The organism is Planctomycetota bacterium, assembly GCA_016125255.1.
Classification (GTDB): domain Bacteria; phylum Planctomycetota; class Phycisphaerae; order Phycisphaerales; family Zrk34; genus RI-421.
In genome coordinates, this window is sequence record WGMD01000012.1 from 61,540 (window position 1) to 78,430 (window position 16,891).

Genomic DNA, 16,891 nt, shown 5'->3' on the forward strand with positions numbered 1-16,891 from the left:
TTGCGAGCCCTGATCGTTGATCGTGTCGACTGATTGTATCGACCGCATTGGCCGCCCGGTTGACACGTGCGGCGATGTTATCGGCCTTCAATGGCGATCGCGTTAAGAATCGCGCCTTTTTTGACGCCGTCGGCCGGCTTGAATGTCAGGTCCAGCACACCGTCATTGACAACGACGCCCGCCGTCAGTCTGCTCGGGCCGCGCGATTTCTGGTTGAGCATCGCCGGGTCGACGCGCTGAAATTCACCGGCGGGGGGCATGCCCTGAAAGCTGATGGAGAAGACGCGCTCGCCGGGCGTCGGCGTCTCGTCGAGTTCGAGGAAGATCATCGTCACAAGATAGCGCCCGTTGGGGACTTTGGCCTTGAAGCCCGTGATGCCCGACACGGCCGAATTGATCAGCGCGTTGCCCCCGCCGACCTTCTCATTGATCGACGGATTGCCGCCGAGGTATCCGGCGTTGTCGCCGTTGAAGGCGGGGGCGGGAGGCCATTCGGTATTGTGAATCGTCACGACTGGGCCGCCGAGGTTGAACTGGAGATGCACGCTCGCCGCCGTCGCCGCCGGTTCGGGCTTGGCGTTTTTGTTGTCGGCCTTCATGGGTTTGTCGGCCGGCTTCTCGCCTTCGGGTTTCTGAGCCGTCGCGCCGGCGGGGGCGGGCTCGGCGGGCTTGGTGTTGATCACCGCCGCATCCGTCGACGCCGTCGCCAGAAGCCGAAAGCGCCCGATGTTGAAGCGATTGGCGATCGTGAACGTCAGCACCGATCCGGCCGGCGCGACCGATCCCGCCGGCTCGACGGCGAACGATGCGGTGCGCGCTTCGCCCGGATGATCCTTCACGGACCAGAACGTCTTGGGGTCGCCGTCGATGGCGTTGGCGATGGCGTACTTCTCTTCGTCCATGTCCGCCGTCGGCTGCGCGAGTTTGAGCGGCTGCGTCTTCGTCGGATCATCCTTGGGCGCGATCGTCACGCCGAATTCCGCCAGCGCGAACACGCCGCCCGCCGCCGCGCCCGGTCCGCCGTCACGCAGCGAAGCGTCGGGCAACAGCTCGATCCGCACGCCCGTCACCGCCGGGATGTCCGTCTCGCACGTCACGGTGTACGTGTCGCCCGCGACCTTCTTGGAGTCCACCAGGATCGACCCGTCATCCTGCACGCTCATCTGCGACTTTTCCGCGCTGGACTGGTTCGTCGGCTTGAGCACCACATATTCGCTTAACGCCGGAGATGCCGGCGGCGGAGGCGGCTCGGTCGGCTTGGGCGCGGGCTCCGTCGGTTTGGTCATCGCCTTCGGCGGCGTCAGCGTCGCCAATTCAGCCGACGGCTCGGCCGACGACACCAGCAGCCGCACGCGCCCCATGGTCAGCCAGCGCGGCTGATGAAACGCCAGCCGCACCGTCAGCAGCGCGCCCTCGCGCTTCTGAATCGGCGTCGGCACCGTAAACGTCACCTGATGCGCCTTGCCGAACTGGTCGGCGATGCTCCAGAACACCTTGTTGTTGGGCTCGAGCAGATGCTTGACCGTCGTGTTTGTCTGCTCGAAGTCCGCGATAGGATTAGCGAGCGTGATGAGTGTCAGCTTGTCGGGCGTCTTCTCATCGGAGATGAAAAACGCCACGTGCGTCAGCGCGAAATTGCCCGACCGGCCGGGGCCTTCCTTCTTGAGCGACGGGTGCGGCAGGGCCTGTATGCAAAGCTGACGAATCGGGAAATGCGATGCTCGGGTCACAAACGTGTAGGTATCTGTATCCGCCCCGCGGCCGGACACGAGCACGGACCCGTCTTCGAGCCGCGTCATGTCCGCCCCGCTGGCGTTGATCGCTTCGCGAATGTCCAGCACATGCCACTGACCGTCAATCGTTTCGTTGGCGACTTTGTCGTCGAGCGGTTCGAAGGTCGACTTGTTGGCGTTGGCAGGTTGGCCCGTTGTCGGGGCCGGCTCGGGCTTGACGGGGGCGGGCGTCGTCGGTGCGGGGGCCGGTTCAGGTTTTGGCGCCGGCTCGGGCATCGGCTCGGGTTTGTTCGGGGCGAGCGCGACGGGCGTCGCAGGTTCAGGCGTCGTTGTTGTTGTCGTCGGTGCAGGCCTTTCGCCCGGTTCGGGCACATGGGGCAGACGCACCTCTTCGCGGTCGGCCGCATCGTTCGACGGCCGGGTCGACGACACCGACGATCGCGACACGGGCTGCGACTGCTTAAAGGCGATGACGCCGATCACGATGGCGATGATGAGCAGCACGGCGATGATGGCGCTGGTCATGATCAACGGGGCGTTCTTTTGGGCGGTGCTCTTGGAGCGCGATCGCGGCGAGGAGACGGTCGAAAGTTCGTGAAGCTGCTGACGCTCGAGCGGGATGTTCGCCGCGGCGCGAGCCGCACGCAGATCGACCAGCAGGTCGTCGTAGTTGGCATAACGATCGGCGGGGTCGGCTTCGAGCATGCGGGCCACGACGGCGATCGTGCGATCATGCAGATCGCTGCGGAAATCGGTCAGCGGCGGGGCCGGCGCTTTGAGCCGCGCGGAGATGACCGCTGTCGCTTTGGACCCGGCGAACGGCGGGCGATGGGCCAAGAGATGAAACAGCGTCGCGCCCAGACTGTAGATATCCGCCTGTTGATCCGCCGGCTTGCCGCGCACGACTTCCGGCGCGACGTAGTAGGGCGTGCCGGCGATTTCGTCGCTGGATTTGCGGGCGATTCGCGCCACGCCGAAGTCGATCAGCTTCGCATTGCCGTGCCGATCGTAAAGAATATTCGCCGGCTTCACGTCCATGTGCACGAGCCCGACCTGACGCGCCGCTTCGAGGCCCTCCGCGACGTGAATCGCCAGATCGAGGCACGCGGTTTCGTCGGCCTTGTCGGTGAGCATCTTTTTCTCGACGCTTCCGCCGTCGAGCAATTCCATCACGATGTACGGCTGTCCGCGGTACTCGCCGATGCTGTGCACCTGCACGACGTTCGGATGATTGAGCGCCGCCAGCGCCCGCGCTTCGGACTGGCACGCCTGCGTCAACGCGCTCGACTCGGCGTCGGCGCGGAGAATTTTCATCGCGACCTGCCGGTGCAGATTCTCATCAAACGCGCGGCAGACGATGCCCGCCGCGCCTGTGCCGATTACGGCCGTCAGCAGAAAATCGCCGAACGACGCGGGGACGGTGAACTGGTGATGGCAGGCGGGGCATTCGATGGTCGACAGCGGCTTGGGCCCGCTCGGGTCGATCTCGGCCCCGCACTTGCCGCAGTTCAATTGCTTGACGCGTTCGGCCTTGAAATCCATGCGCGATTCACCTCAATCGCCGATTCGCCGCACCTTGCACACAACACGAACATATTACGCATTACTTTACCAGAATTGCAGGACGACCGGCGCCGCCCGCCGTCCGCCGGGCCTTGAGACGCACATACGGCGGAATGTACCGGCTTCGATCCCCGAAGCTGCCGGGCTTCGCCGACAGGTCCGCATGATTCGGTTCCGCCAGATCCTCGATCACGAAACCCGCCCGGCACATCTCGCCGATGAGCTGATCCCAGCGGTGCAGAAACTCCAGCGTGCCCGGCTCGCGATGCGCCGACCCGAGCACCGGCGGGAGCGGTCCCTCCCGATAATACGGCTCGGTGATCTCGTAACCGTGCGGCCCGCGCAGAATGTCCGCCTGCAAGCTCGTCGGCTGCTTGTGCTGCGATACGAATAACCCGCCCGCCTTAATTACCCGCGCGACCTCGTCGTACACCTTGCGAATGTCCGGCACGTAACACGTGCTCACCGGCTGCACCACCATGTCGAAACTTCCATCGACCAGCTTCGACAGATCATCCATCGACGTCGCCAGAGTCACGAGATTCAATCCCGCTTCGCGCGCGACATGCCGATCGATTTCAAGCTGCGCCTCGCTGACGTCAACGACCGTGACATACCCGCCCGCCGCGGCATAGAGCGGACCCTGTCGCCCGCCCCCGGAACCCAGACACAGAATGGTCTTCCCCAGGGCGCCTTCCGTCCGCACCCAGGGATCGATCGTCTCGTTGGCCTTGGCCAGTTCATCCTTCGTGGCGGGCCGCGTGAACCGCCGCCCCTCGCGCACGCGCTGATCCCACGCCCGCCGATTATGTTCGATCGGATCGTTCAAACGCTCAATCCCGTGACTGGGGCGTGATTTTCAGTTCCACCGTCTTACCATCGCGCTCGACGATCATCGTCTCCTCCTGACCGATCTTCAGGGCTTCGATGGCGTAGGTGTAGTCGTAGATGTTCTCGATTTTGCGGCCGGCGAGATTGACGATGATGTCGCCGCCGCGCACGCCGGCTTTTTCCGCCGGACCGCCCTTGGCGACGCCGGAGAGTTTCACGCCCTTGATGTCACCCTGCGAATAATCCGGGATCGTGCCCAGATACGCGCGGAGCGAACCGCCGCGCGCGCCGCTTTCGGGACGCTTCTGCGCGACATACTCGGGAACGTCGGCCGTGATCGCCAGCGAGCGGGTCAAGAGGCCCATGAATCTGGCGATCTTCGCCGCGGCTTCATAGTTGATCTTGTCGGCCGTGTCGGTCGGGCGGTGATAGTCTTCGTGCGCCCCGGTGAAAGCGCAGAGAATCGGCACGCCGTGGGCGTAGAACGAAGTCGAGTCGGTCGGAAGGTAGCTGTCGGCGCTCGTCGCGATGTTGAGCCCGACCGGCACATTCGCTTTTTCGATCAGCGCGCCCCAGTGCGTGCTCGAGCCGGTGCCCTGCACGATGAGTTTGTCGACGTAGCGGCCGACCATGTCCATGTTCAGATACGCCGCCACGTGATCGCGTAGCGCGTGATCCTTGTCATCGTGCGCCTGCACGTAATGCGACGAGCCGATGAGTCCCAGCTCTTCGCCGCTCCAAGCCGCGAAGATCACATCGTGCTCGAGCTTGAGTTTGCCCGTGTCTTTCATGTGTTTGAGCCACTGTGCGATTTCGAGCATCGCGGCGACACCGGAGGCGTTGTCGTCGGCCCCGTGATGAATCTCGCCCTGTTCGCCCGCGTGGGCCAGCGAGCCGCTCTCTTCGCCATGGCCGAGGTGATCGACATGCGCCCCGATGATGACGGCGGACTTCGTCGGCGTGTCGCCGGCGGCGAGTCGCGCGATGACGTTGCGGCCGGTGCGCTTGATGGAGCGAATGTCCATGTTCCCGCTGAGTTTCAGGTCGGCGAGGTCAAAGCCGATCATGGCATCGCCCGTGTCGAGCTTGTCCTGCAACTCCTTGAGGTTCTTCCCGGCGGCGGCGAGCCACTTGTTCGCCATATCGTCCGTCACCGTGATCGCCGCCACCGACGTTCCGGCCAGCGAGGCGTCGTCGCCGAGCGGGACAAGCTGGTGCTTCACCTTCGAGTTGGGTCCGCTGACGATGATGATTCCAGCGGCGCCCTTGTCACGCGCGATCATCGCCTTGTAGCGCAGACTGGCGTAGCGCGAGAGCGTGTGACGCTCTTTTTCGTCGATCTTTTCGGGCATGTAGCGCAGCATCATGACCCATTTGCCGCTCACGTCCTGATGTACATACGAGTCGTAGCCGTCGTTGCCATTATCGGCGGGGGCGACGATGCCGTAGCCGACGAAGACGATCTGCGTCGGGTCGATCTTGCCGGGCTTCGTGAACGAGAGCGGTCGCCAGTCTTCATTGAGTTTGTAGGTCTGATCGCGGAGGGTCAGCGTGTTGTGATCGCCGAGGTCGATGCCGGCGGTGAAGTCGAAGGGTTCGAAGTACGAGCCGCCGTCACCTGCGGGGGCGAGGCCGAAGGATTTGAAATTGTCGGCGACATATTGCGTGGCAAGCTGTTCGCCCTTGGTGCCGGTGAGTCGGCCTTCCAGGGCGTCGCTGGCGAGATAGGTGATGTGCGTGCGGAGGTCGGCGGGTGTGATGTCGGCGTCGGTCGGCGCGGCGGGTTCGGGGGTGGTGACGACTTGTTGCGGGGCGACTGAAGTCTCCCCGCCGAGGGCGGCGAGGGCGGCGGCGTGGTTCCAGTCGGCGATGAAGATCTGCGACTGCTTCGCGGCGGTGCGATTGCTGGTCCAGGCCAGCTTCGCGCCATCGGGCGAGAAGACCGGCAGGCCGTCGAATCCGTCCGAGTCAGTGACGCGTACGGGTTCGTGTTTGCCCGCCGCGTCGACCATGTAAAGCTCGAAGTTGGCGAACCCGTGCTTGTTGGTCGTGAAGATCAGGTACTTGCCGGAGGGATGAAAGTAGGGGGCCCAGCTCATCGCGCCCATGTGGGTGAGCTGCTGCTGATCGGACCCGTCGATGTTCATCGTGAAGATTTCAGCCGTCGCGCCGTCGGGGCTGAACCGGCGCCAGCAGATTTTCTTCCCATCCGCCGAGAAAAACGGCCCGCCGTCGTAGCCGGGCACGTTCGTGAGTTGCTTCACATCCGAACCGTCGGCGTTCATGATGTAAATGTCCATCATGTACGCCGGGTCCATCTCGAAGTGCTTCTTGTCCTCGTCGGACATCGGAGCGGAATACGCCTTGCGGTTCGAGGCGAAGGCGATCAGCTTGCCGTTCGGCGAGTATGAACCTTCCGCGTCGTAGCCGAGCGTATTCGTCAGGTTGACGCGCTGACCGGTGGCGAGTTCCTGCGTGTAGATGTCATAGTGTTCATCGTAATCCCATGCGTAGCGTTTCTGTTTTCCCGCGGCGCGGTCATCGAGTTCGGCTTTCTGCTTGGCTTTCGCATCGGGGTCCGCATCAGTGGAGGCGTAGAGCACATGCTGGCCATCGGGATGGACCCATGAGCAGGTCGTCTTGCCGTAACCGGGCGAGACGCGCTGCGTGTCGCCGGTTTGAAGGTTCATCAGATAGATTTGATAGAACGGATTGTCGGCTTCGCGCTCCGATTGGAAAATCATCTTCGAGCCGTCGGCGGAGAAGTATCCCTCGCCGCTGCGCTTGCCGTCGAAAGTCAGTTGGCGGACGTGCGTGAGAAATGGCGGGGCGGGCTCATCGGCGCGGATCGAAGCCGGGAGCACGGCGACGAACGCGACGAGCAACATGGAGAAGAGTTTGTGACGCATGGTTCAGTCGGTTTTGATTTCGATGTCCTTGAACTGCACATCCATGTCCATTCCGCCGTGCAGTTGCAGACCGAAGTGTCCGGACTTGGCGCCTTTTTCGTCGGTGAGGTCGGCGGTTTTGTAGCCGTTGATGGTGACGACGATGTGCGGGCCATGACATTCGAGCAGCAGGTCGGTCCACTCGCCGGGCGTGTAGTGCTTGCGCATCTCGACGGGGTCGGGTTTGACGACCCATGCGCGCCCGAGCGTTTCGTAGAGTCCGCCGGTGTCCATCTCACGGTCAACTTCGACCTGAAAGCCCTTGACGGAGACGGCGCTTTTGACGGGCTCGGAGTGAAAGTAGAACCCGCTGTTGCCCCTGGTGACTTTGAACTTGGCGCGGATGGAAAAGTTGGTGTAGGCCGCGTCGGAGAGGAGGATGCCGTGCCGCTTGTCGGACGCTTCGTTGGTGCCTTGCAGCGTGCCGTCGACGACTTGCCAATTGCCGCCGGGCGTGGCGTGCCAGCCGGCAAGCGTCTTGCCGTCGAAGAGCGGCCTCCACTGCCCGGCCGGCTCGTCCGCGCCGAGCAGCGCGCCCGCCGCGAGCACCAACATGAACGTCATCAACCATCGCATGATCTGCTCCCGTTTCAGTTGAGCGGCTTGATGCGGATGTTGCGGAACTGATACACCTGCTTGCCTTCGCCGTGGTGCTGAATGCCGATGTACCCGCTGGCGTCGGTCGAGTCGTGATAGTCGGTGGTCTGCTGGTCGTTGATGAAGATCTGGATGTGATCGCCCTTGGCGATGATGTGGTACTTGATCCATTCGCCGAGCGGCGCCTTCACCAGATGCTCGTCCTTGGGGTGGTCTTTGCCGGGATGCAGCCACCCGCGGCGGCCTTCATCGTAAAGTCCGCCGGTCCACGCACGGTCGCTGGGGTCGCACTCGGCCTGATAGCCGTACACCTTGTTCGGGTCGGCGTGGCAACGGAACATGATGCCGGAGTTGCTGTGCCCGGTGGTGGGGAGCATGATCTGGGCTTCGAGTTCGAAGTCGCTGTACTGCTTGTCGGTGACGAGGAAGAACTTCTGGCCGGACTCGAGATGGATCGTGCCGTCTTCGACCCACGCCTTGCCGTACTTGTAGGGATTGTGCCAGCCGGTCAGATCCTTGCCGTTGAAGAGCGTGATCCAGCCGTCCGCGTCGGGGGCGGCCGCAGGGGCGTCATCGGCGGTCAGAGCGGTGGTGGTGCTGGCCTGCGGGAGGGCGGCGCCGGTGTCGGGCAGTTCCTTGATCTGAAGGTTCTTCCACATGACCCACAGCGGCTCGTCCTTCTTGCCCACACCATGCACCTGAAGCGCGATGAAGCCCTCGGCGGTCATCGCATCGTGCAGGTCGGCGCGAAGCTCGCCGTTGAGATGGGTCACAATATGATCGCCGTTGCATTCGACGCGGACATGGTTCCAGTCCTCGGGCTTGATGACCTTCTCGCCCTGCTTGGTGAACTCGGCTGCATTGCCGCCGTCGCGCCCGGGGTAGAGCCAGCCGCTGCGCCCTTCGTCATACACGCCGGCGGTCCACCAGCGCTTGCGGTGCGGATCGTTGTCAATCTCGCACTGATATCCATGGACGCGGCCGGCGGCGACCTTGATGGTCTTGCCGGCGACTTCGTAGGTCTTTTCGGCGTCGTAGACGTTGGAGCGGAACTGCACGCCGGAGTTCAACTCGGTGTTGACCTTGAAGTCGTATTCGAGAACGAAGTTGCGGTAGGTCTTTTTGGTGCAGAGGAAGCTGTTGGCGGTGTTGGGGACGGAAGTGCCGACGATGGCGCCGTCCTTGACTTCGTACTTGGCCTTCCCGCCGTGCTGTTCCCATCCGTCGAGGGTCTTGCCATCGAAGAGCGGGACGAACCCGTCTTCGGCGTGAGCGGTCAGGGGTTGGCAGAACAGGACGAGAGCGAACAGCAGTGCGGTTTTGCGGATCATGCGGGGAGTCCTCTGTGGGGGCGGAACACTCTGGCGTGAACGGTCCATGATAATGGCTGTACGGTGATACGTAAACGGTGGTTCCGGGGTCGGGGCGGATGGGGCGCAAAAAGAAGCCCGCTCGCCGGTGTGGCGAGCGGGCTGGGTGGAATCATCAGGCGTTTGGCGGGCGGAGGGACGGATCCGATCCGCCGCCGCCCCGTTCCTCCCCGTTGGGAGGGACGCAAGGGTGTGATTAGTAGCTGAAGCTCACACCGACCTTGCCGTAGACGGAGTCACGATCGCCATCGGTGATCGCGCCGCCGCCGGCACCCAGAGCCGCAGCATTCTGGCTCAGGTGGATGTAGTGGACGCCGGCCGTGAGGGTCCAGGCGCCGTACTCGGAGCTGACGAAGGCCAGCGGAACGCTGACGTCAGCACCGATGTCGAAGAAGCCGAAGGTGGAGTCCTTCGTCGAGGCGTCCTGGTAGTAGTCGTTGAGACTCAGGCCGACGGTGACGGGGACGTTGAGGGTGATGGGGTATTCCTTGGAGTCGACGATGGTGAAGGTCGGTCCGAAGGCGATCTGGAAGTACTGACCTTCGTTGGACCCGCCGTCGGCCTGGTTGTCCAGTTCCTGAACGAGGGTGATGGACGGAGCCATGGCCCACTGACCGAGCAGTTCGCTGTCGTCATAGCTGAGCGAGAAGCCCAGTTCCTGAATGGTGTCGAACCCGTTGTTGGGGCTGGTGAGGGCGGTGTAGGTCATGCCCAGGGAGAACTTGTCCATGAGGCCGAAGGTGAACCCGGCATAGAGGTCGGATTCGTACCAAGCGTCGGGGCCGACGCCGCCGGTGCCGGTGGCGAAGGTCTGCTCGGAGTGGAAGCTGTTCCAGATGCCGACGTTGAAGTCGATGCTCTGGAGGGGGCCGTCACCCTTGTACAGCGCGACGCCCATGTCGGCGTAGGGCTGAATGATGAAGCCCTGGTTCTCCTGAGCGATGCCGCGGAACCAGTAAGCGGTGGTGACATCGAAGCCGCCGGAGAACGAGAGCTTGCCGGTGTTGGGGCCGGCGGGCGCGGCGGCTTCTTCAGCAGCCATCGCACCGACGGGGGCCATCACCGAACCGGCGACCGCCGCAGCGGCCAGCCAACGACGAAAACCAAACATTGCGTGTCCCTTTGCCATTGTGGCAACTCCTTGTTGGTTGTAGGGAACCTGAGCGATGCGGGACCGCCTACCTAACGGTCCCATGTTGCAAAAAGACATCAAATGCCATACCAATGCGTACCAGCCACCCACTGGATTCCGCAATGATTTGTCATTGAAGCTGTTACGATAGTCCATGCCGTGCTCTCGTTTTCTTGAGCGTTGCATTAAGAAAAAGCAGTCTGGGGTTGGTGGAGTTTGCAGTGCTTACTGAGTGAGCATTATGCCGGAGTCACGCCGCGTTGCAAGTCCTGCACCCGCTGACTCTGCTGTTTTCTTACCTGTTGGAGGGTTAGCCGCGGAATCCGCCATCGTGGTTCGTCCTGCGGCACGTTCGAACAGTGCTCCTGAATCACCCGGTAGAGGAATTTGAAGGCATCCCGTGGTTGCTGCATCTGGTCCAGTGCATCGATCAAGTCCTGCCTTGTGACATCATCGTCAAAAAGCTGCATCAAGCTTGCGGCCTGTTGTCCGTTATCGGTGCACGCCGCCAATCGGCTTGAGCAAAGATCATACAGGGTCGCCCCGCTCCAGACCAGTCTATCGACCATGTGTTGTTTGTCCAATCGCGCCCGCTGATAAAATTCCGATTCCTCCCGGCCAAGCATATGACGCAGCTCAACCGGCAATAACAACTTGATCCCTACGGAATCCTGCTGCAGGAACTTGTTGTTAAGCATCGGCCAGATCAGGGCTTTCATCTTTTTTGCGTCCCCATTGACCATCGCCGGCTCGTCCACCCGGTCCACCAGTACGACCAAGCCCCGATAACCAAACGCCCCGATCACATTCAGCAATCGGGATGTGAGCTGATAGCGGCAGTCCTGATCGCCGCTCATCGGCAGGGGCGTCGCCGCCAGCTCCCGCCCGCTCAGATCGCCCAGTGCATGACGCAGCTCGCCGCGCGTGCGGTCCACCACGTGAATCTCCCGCCGAATCCGACCTGCCAGCGACCACATCTTCGCCGTGCGAATCAGCCAGTAGCCCAGCAGCAGAATCGCCCCTGCCGTGCAGACGCCCGTCAGCACCGTGTTGAGCGACGAAGTCTGTTTGCCCAGCCGCTCCGCCACAACCAGTCCGATGACCAGCACCGCCAGCAGTCCGCCGATCCATTTCGCTGCGCTCATCGCCGGCCAGAGCGCGATCCGCAGTGCTTTGCGCAGCCGAGGCCACCGCCGCGCGAAACTGCCGGTGCGCGGCTGATCATAAAGCGCCGCCAGCAGCGCCAGATCCGCCCGCCGTGTCCGCCCCATTTTTCGAGCGATCTTCATCGCTTTCCCGCCCAGCGGCTCCGACCCCTCGCCGCCTTCATGAAGCAGCGCATCGACCAGCCGCGTGATCACCAGCGACAAAATCGCATCCTGATGATCCGCGAGTCGAAACTGATTGAGCAGCTTTTCGCCCTCGGCGTGATGCGCATGGGCGAAGCGATCGAGCACCGCGTTCAGATCGTCATAGCGCACGACCCATGCCTTACGCTCGGGGTTTTTCGCGTTGTGCTCGGCAAGGCGCGTTTCGAGCGTCAATCGCAGGGCGGTCTTGCCGCTGCCTTTTTCGCCGAAGACGACGGCGGTGGTGGGGCGGTCGGGTTGACCGAAAATTTTGGCGAAATCCGGATGGGTCGTATCGGTATGAATGAGCCGGCGAAACACCGGGTCCTCCCGTGCTTCCTCAGCTCGGAAGGGGTCTTCGCGGACCTGCCAGTGTTTCCAGAACGCATCGACCTGCATGAATGGTCTCGTCTAAGATATGGGGCCATTAAACGCGACTTGCGCCCGCCGGGCAAGCCGCCGAACGCCCCCGGAAGGGTGATCGTAGAATAGAGTGACCTTTCGACGGACGCCGATGGACATGATTGAGATGCCTCGCACGTATCAAGCCCTCGCCCTGTCGCTGCTCATCGGCGTGACCGCCTGCGCCGATTCGACGCCGCCGAACGTGCCCGTGGATGGCCCGGCGGAGGAAAACAAGCCGCTGACCGTCGCCGTGCCAGCCGTGCCCTCGCAGGACGTCATCGACCTGCTCGACAAGCTCGAAGCCCGCGGGGCCGACCTGCATTCGCTCAAGGCGACGATCACCTATGACAAGAACAATGTGCTGCTCGGCGACCGGCAGGTCCGCATGGGCGACGTCGTCTATCTCGCCGCTGACGCCGCCAAGGATCAGCCCGCCCGTTTCGTCGCCGACTTCAGGAAGATGGTCATCAACGGCGCTCTGCGCGATCGGCGGCACCAGTTCATCTTCGACGGCCAGTGGCTCGTCGAAAAACAGTTCGACACGAAGATGTTTCAGAAGCGTCAGGTCGTCGCGCCCGGAGAGAAGTTCGAGCCGCTCAACATTGATGGGCCATTCCCTCTGCCGATCGGTCAGAAGCGCGATGCCGTGCTGGCGCGGTTCAATGTGGAGATGATCCATGACGGCGAAGGCGACTCGGCTCCATTGCATCTTCGGCTTACGCCGCGCAGCGATGCGCCCAAGCTCGAACATCAGAAACAGTTCGACCGCGTCGAGTTGTATTTCGATCGCGCGTCGCTCCTGCCCGTCAAGGTCGTCACCGTCGAGGGACAGGCCAATACGACGGTCGAGCTGAGCGATGTGGAGGTGGACAAGATCGATGCCGCCGAGGCGGGCAAGCTTTTCGACACCACGCCGCCCGCGCCCGGTTCGGGGTGGAACGTGGACATCAAACCCTGGGGAACATAGGAACCGACTGCCGATGCGATCACGCCTGACGCTCCCGATGCTCATCGCACTGATCCTCCCGCTGCTGTTCGTTCACCCCGGTATCGCGCAGCAATCGCTGGTTCCTTCAAAAGTCGTGCTCTCCAAAACCGTCCGCGCCGCCGTCGATGACGCGCTGCTCACCGACGCCGAGCGCGACGCGATGCGCATCGATCACGGGCTCTTCGACGAAGTGTCCGCCATCGGGCGTGCCTCCGCGTCGTACGCGCTGGCGATCTTCGACCTCAACAATGCGGTGTTCGACGATGTGTCGGTCCCCGCCCTGATCCGCGCCAAGGCGGCGTACCTGCGGGGCGATCTGCATCTTGTGGCGGGCCTGCTCAAGGATGACGCGTCGCCGTCGGCGCAGCTTCTCATCGGCCAGTCGTACATCGGTCTCGGTCAGTATGACAAGGCCATCGCGGCGCTTTCGCCGCTGCGCGACGCCGCTCGCGCGGACAAGTATGACAACGCGGTCGACCTGACCGCCGCCGCCGAGGCCGCCATCGAACTGGCCGCGCTCGAAGGGCGACCGGCCGACGACTATCGCATGGTGCTGGAGCGCCTCGATCGCGTCACGCAGCAACTGGATCGTCTCTACGCCCCCGCGCTGGTGGCGCAGGCCCGATTGCTCGCGGACAAGGACAACCCCAATGAGGCGGTCAAAGCGCTGCACGAGGCGCTGAAGCTCGATCCGGGGTCCTCGGAGGCGTGGTTCGAACTGGGGCAGCTTGCATTGATGGGCTACGACTTCGCCTCCGTCGCTCAGGCCGCCGCGCAGCTTCGCCGCATTCAGCCCGGTCATCTGTATGCGAACATCCTCGATGAGCAGATGGCGCTTCAGCAGAAGGACCCGGTGCTTGCGCAGCAAATTCTGCTCGATGCTTTGACGCAGTATCCCAACGAGCGGCAGTTGCTCGCCGACTACGCCGCCGCCGCGGCGCTCAACTACAAGCCGGAGCTGACGGTCGCGGCGCTGCGGCAGTTCGACAGCGTTTCGCCGGGCAATCCGCTGGCGCTGTTCATGGTGGGGCGCACACTGTCCAGCGCCCGTCAGTACGAGGCCGCCGAGCAGATGTTGCGTGCGGCCATCGCGCGCCAGCCCAACTGGCCCGCCGCGCATGTCGAGTTGGGCCTCCTCCTCAATCAGGCGGGCAAGGAAAAAGAAGCGCTGATCGAACTGCGCCAGGTCGCGTCGCTCGACCCGTTCAACATCCGCGCGACGAACGTGCTGAAAATGCTCGAGGCGATGGCGACCTATCACCGTCTCGAAACCGAGCACTTCACGATCGTCTACGGCGAGGACATCGACGCGGCCCTGGCCTACGACATGCCCGAACTGCTGGAGCGCATTTACATCGAGGTGACCAGCGCGTTTTCGTATCAGCCGCGCGGCAAGACGATCATCGAGATCATGCCCAACAAGCAGTGGTTCGCCGTGCGCATCACCGGCATGCCCGACATCTGGACGATCGGCGCCTCGACCGGGCCGATCATCGCCATCACCCCGCCGCGCATCGGCAAGAAGCAGTCGGGCAGCTTCGACTGGTACCGAGTGATCCGACACGAATTCGTGCACACCGTCACGCTCGAGCAGACGGGCAACCGCATCGCCCACTGGTTCACCGAAGCCGCCGCCGTCTCGCAGGAGCCGGGCCCGCGCGATTACGACACGTGTCAGCTCCTCGCCAAGTGCGTCGCCGAGCATGAACTGTTCACGCTCGACGAAATCAACTGGGGTTTCGTCCGTCCGAAAAAGCCCACCGACCGCGCCCAGGCGTACGCCCAGGCCAACTGGATGTTCGAATACATCACGCGGCGCTTCGGGCATCAGAAGATTCTGGACATGCTCGCGCTCTCCAAACAGGGCGTGCCGGAGAACGAGATCGTGCCCAAGGCGACGGGTCTCAGCGCCGACCAGTTCATGTCGGACTTTTACGCGTGGGCCGCCGAGCAGGTGCATCAGTGGGGCCTGTCGCCAACGCCGCCGACAGCCGAGATCATGCAGAAGCTCCCCGATGCCGGAACGAGCAATCCGGACAAACTCGCCGAACTGCTCAAGCAGTATCCGGATCATCCGGATGTGCTGCAGATCGCCACGGCCCAGGCGCTCAAGGCCGGCGACCTTGAAGGGGCGTACACCTTGGCGCTGCGCTATGGGTCGGCCCGGCCGGTCGATCCGTGGGCCGATCGGACGATTGCGGAACTGGCCGTGAAGCTCGGTCGGCCGATGCAGGCGATCAGTCATCTGGAGACGCTGGACCTGCTCGATCAGTCGACCGGCGCCAACGCCGTGACGCTTATGAACATCGAGCGCCAGCTCAACGACCTCGACGACGCCCAGCAGGCGGCGATGCGCGCCATCATCCGTCAACCCTACGATGCGACCCTGCGCGAAACCGCTGCGACAATCGCCCTCCAGCGCGGCGACGACGAAACCGCGCTGCATCATCTCAAAGCGCTCACATGGATCGAACCCGACCGCGCCATCCACCAGGTGCGCCTCGCCGCCCTCTACACCAAGATGGGCAACCCCGGCGCCGCCCGCGCCGCCGCAGAAGCCGCTCGAAAGATCGACCCCAACGCCCCCGTCGACCGGTTCCTCAAATAACCCGGTTAGCGATGCCGCTGGCGGCGTGCTTTGTCTTCATTCGCGACGCAACAAGAGACCCGCCGCAAGCGGCGTTGCGAAACGGTGACCCGTTCATCTCTCGATGCTGTAATACTGTGAGCTATATGGCGGGGCGGGAGCGGGTGACAAAGCGTGGGACCAGGCGGGAAACTGCCTGAGCGACGGGGGTTACAAACTGAGAACAGGCGGGGGAGATTTGGGAACTATTGACCTCCCGATGGCCAAAGCGCGTCGGCGAGGCCGGCGTGTTGGATGCAGGAGCGCAGGAGGTGGGGCTGGGCGGCGACGTCGGCGACGGCCTCCTGGGCACGCTGCTGGAGCGTGTCCAGGTCGGCGATGTCGTGGTTGGCCATGCGGTGATACTTGGTCAGCGACCACACGCCCTGGACCGGGTTGAGGTCCGGAGCGTACGGCGGCAGGCGGTGCAGTTGCACCAAGGGATGTTCGCTCAGCAGTTCACGCACGAGCTTGCCGCCGTGCGATGAGAGGTTGTCCCACACGATGTCGATCGTCTCGCCGAACCGCGCGATCAGCGCCCGCAGGTAGGCGACGACCTTGGCCTGATCGATGGGCTGGCCGGGGTGCCAGTGCAGCACCAGTTCCAGTTGATCGGCCCGATCCAGCGCGATGGAGCCGATGACATCGACCTTGCGGAACCAGCGGTTGCGGTGCCTGACGATCGGCGTCCTGCCACGCGGCGCCCACTGCTTGCGCAGCGTCGGAATCATCGAATAGCCCGCCTCATCGATCCACAAAAGCACGCTTTTTCTCGCTCGATGCTGCGCGACGATGAGCGGCCAGGTCCGCTCTTTCCATGACGCGATCTTCGCCTCATCACGCTCACGCGCCTGCTTGGACGGCATCTGCAGCGAGTAGCCCAGTTCGTGCATGATCACGCCCACGTGGTTGTGGCTGTAGCACACGCCGAACTCCGCCTCGATCAATCGCGCCATCCGCTTGGTCGTCCACATCCCCTCGCCTAACCCGTAAGCCGACGGCGGCGCGGCGAGCAACGCGAGGAACCGCTGCTTCTGCTCGTCGTCGAGCTTGCACTCCGGCCCCAGATGCGGCCTGGCCTTCAATGCCTCCCAGCCCCCGCTCTCATACACCCGTCGCCAGCGTCGCACCGTCTGCGGATGCGTATCGACGAGCGACGCGATCGTGCCGCTGTCGAGTTTCTGATCGAACATCCGCGCCGCGATCCGCCGACGCTCCTGAAGTACTTCGATAAAAGCTTCCGTGCGCATGCCCCAAGATAAACCCCCCACCGCCCCAGCGCAATACCGTACAAGCGCCGTACGCGCGCGATAACCATCGAGAGGTCAATAGATCGCGGTGCTACAGAT

General features: G+C 63.2%; 10 protein-coding genes. 2 read left to right on the forward strand and 8 right to left on the reverse strand.

What is annotated here, in order from left to right:
- Positions 1-77: 77 nt before the first annotated feature.
- The 7 genes from GC162_11260 to GC162_11290 form a co-directional block, all read right to left on the reverse strand.
- Entirely contained in the window at positions 78-3,275 is a 3,198-nt protein-coding gene (locus GC162_11260; GenBank protein ID MBI1369216.1) for a protein kinase, read from the reverse strand.
- A gap of 61 nt (positions 3,276-3,336) precedes the next feature.
- A complete protein-coding gene (locus GC162_11265; protein ID MBI1369217.1) occupies positions 3,337-4,125 on the reverse strand; it encodes a methyltransferase domain-containing protein in 789 nt (262 codons plus the stop codon).
- Positions 4,126-4,129: 4 nt separating this feature from the next.
- Complete coding sequence (locus GC162_11270) at positions 4,130-7,036, reverse strand: M28 family peptidase (protein MBI1369218.1); 2,907 nt, start codon at positions 7,034-7,036, stop codon at positions 4,130-4,132.
- A gap of 3 nt (positions 7,037-7,039) precedes the next feature.
- A complete protein-coding gene (locus GC162_11275; protein ID MBI1369219.1) occupies positions 7,040-7,651 on the reverse strand; it encodes a DUF1080 domain-containing protein in 612 nt (203 codons plus the stop codon).
- Positions 7,652-7,665: 14 nt separating this feature from the next.
- Positions 7,666-9,003 (reverse strand): DUF1080 domain-containing protein, encoded by a 1,338-nt coding sequence (locus GC162_11280; protein MBI1369220.1) that lies wholly within the window; start codon positions 9,001-9,003, stop codon positions 7,666-7,668.
- 235 nt (positions 9,004-9,238) lie between these two features.
- Positions 9,239-10,360: a hypothetical protein gene (locus tag GC162_11285; protein ID MBI1369221.1), complete on the reverse strand. Its 1,122-nt coding sequence runs from the start codon at positions 10,358-10,360 to the stop codon at positions 9,239-9,241.
- A 53-nt stretch (positions 10,361-10,413) separates the two neighbouring features.
- Complete coding sequence (locus GC162_11290) at positions 10,414-11,922, reverse strand: hypothetical protein (protein ID MBI1369222.1); 1,509 nt, start codon at positions 11,920-11,922, stop codon at positions 10,414-10,416.
- 121 nt (positions 11,923-12,043) lie between these two features.
- On the opposite strand from GC162_11290, the gene GC162_11295 reads away from it, so the two are divergent.
- Together GC162_11295 and GC162_11300 are read left to right on the forward strand one after the other, a co-directional pair.
- On the forward strand, positions 12,044-12,895 hold the full coding sequence (locus GC162_11295; protein MBI1369223.1) for a hypothetical protein: 852 nt from the start codon (positions 12,044-12,046) through the stop codon (positions 12,893-12,895).
- A complete protein-coding gene (locus GC162_11300; protein ID MBI1369224.1) occupies positions 12,786-15,524 on the forward strand; it encodes a tetratricopeptide repeat protein in 2,739 nt (912 codons plus the stop codon). The genes GC162_11295 and GC162_11300 overlap by 110 nt, the downstream gene beginning before the upstream one ends.
- Before the next feature lie 224 nt (positions 15,525-15,748).
- Here the strand turns inward: GC162_11300 and GC162_11305 are convergent, their stop codons facing one another.
- Complete coding sequence (locus GC162_11305; GenBank protein MBI1369225.1) at positions 15,749-16,792, reverse strand: IS630 family transposase; 1,044 nt, start codon at positions 16,790-16,792, stop codon at positions 15,749-15,751.
- Between the last annotated feature and the right edge of the window lie 99 nt (positions 16,793-16,891).

Excerpts from the sequence above, each read along its gene's own strand:
- GC162_11260 (MBI1369216.1), bottom strand. The coding sequence starts at position 3,275 with ATGGATTTCAAGGCCGAACGCGTCAAGCAATTGAACTGCGGCAAGTGC.
- GC162_11270 (MBI1369218.1), bottom strand. The coding sequence starts at position 7,036 with ATGCGTCACAAACTCTTCTCCATGTTGCTCGTCGCGTTCGTCGCCGTG.
- GC162_11275 (MBI1369219.1), bottom strand. The coding sequence starts at position 7,651 with ATGCGATGGTTGATGACGTTCATGTTGGTGCTCGCGGCGGGCGCGCTG.
- GC162_11280 (MBI1369220.1), bottom strand. The coding sequence starts at position 9,003 with ATGATCCGCAAAACCGCACTGCTGTTCGCTCTCGTCCTGTTCTGCCAA.
- GC162_11285 (MBI1369221.1), bottom strand. The coding sequence starts at position 10,360 with ATGCAACGCTCAAGAAAACGAGAGCACGGCATGGACTATCGTAACAGC.
- GC162_11290 (MBI1369222.1), bottom strand. The coding sequence starts at position 11,922 with ATGCAGGTCGATGCGTTCTGGAAACACTGGCAGGTCCGCGAAGACCCC.
- GC162_11295 (MBI1369223.1), top strand. The coding sequence starts at position 12,044 with ATGATTGAGATGCCTCGCACGTATCAAGCCCTCGCCCTGTCGCTGCTC.
- GC162_11300 (MBI1369224.1), top strand. The coding sequence starts at position 12,786 with ATGTGGAGGTGGACAAGATCGATGCCGCCGAGGCGGGCAAGCTTTTCG.
- GC162_11305 (MBI1369225.1), bottom strand. The coding sequence starts at position 16,792 with ATGCGCACGGAAGCTTTTATCGAAGTACTTCAGGAGCGTCGGCGGATC.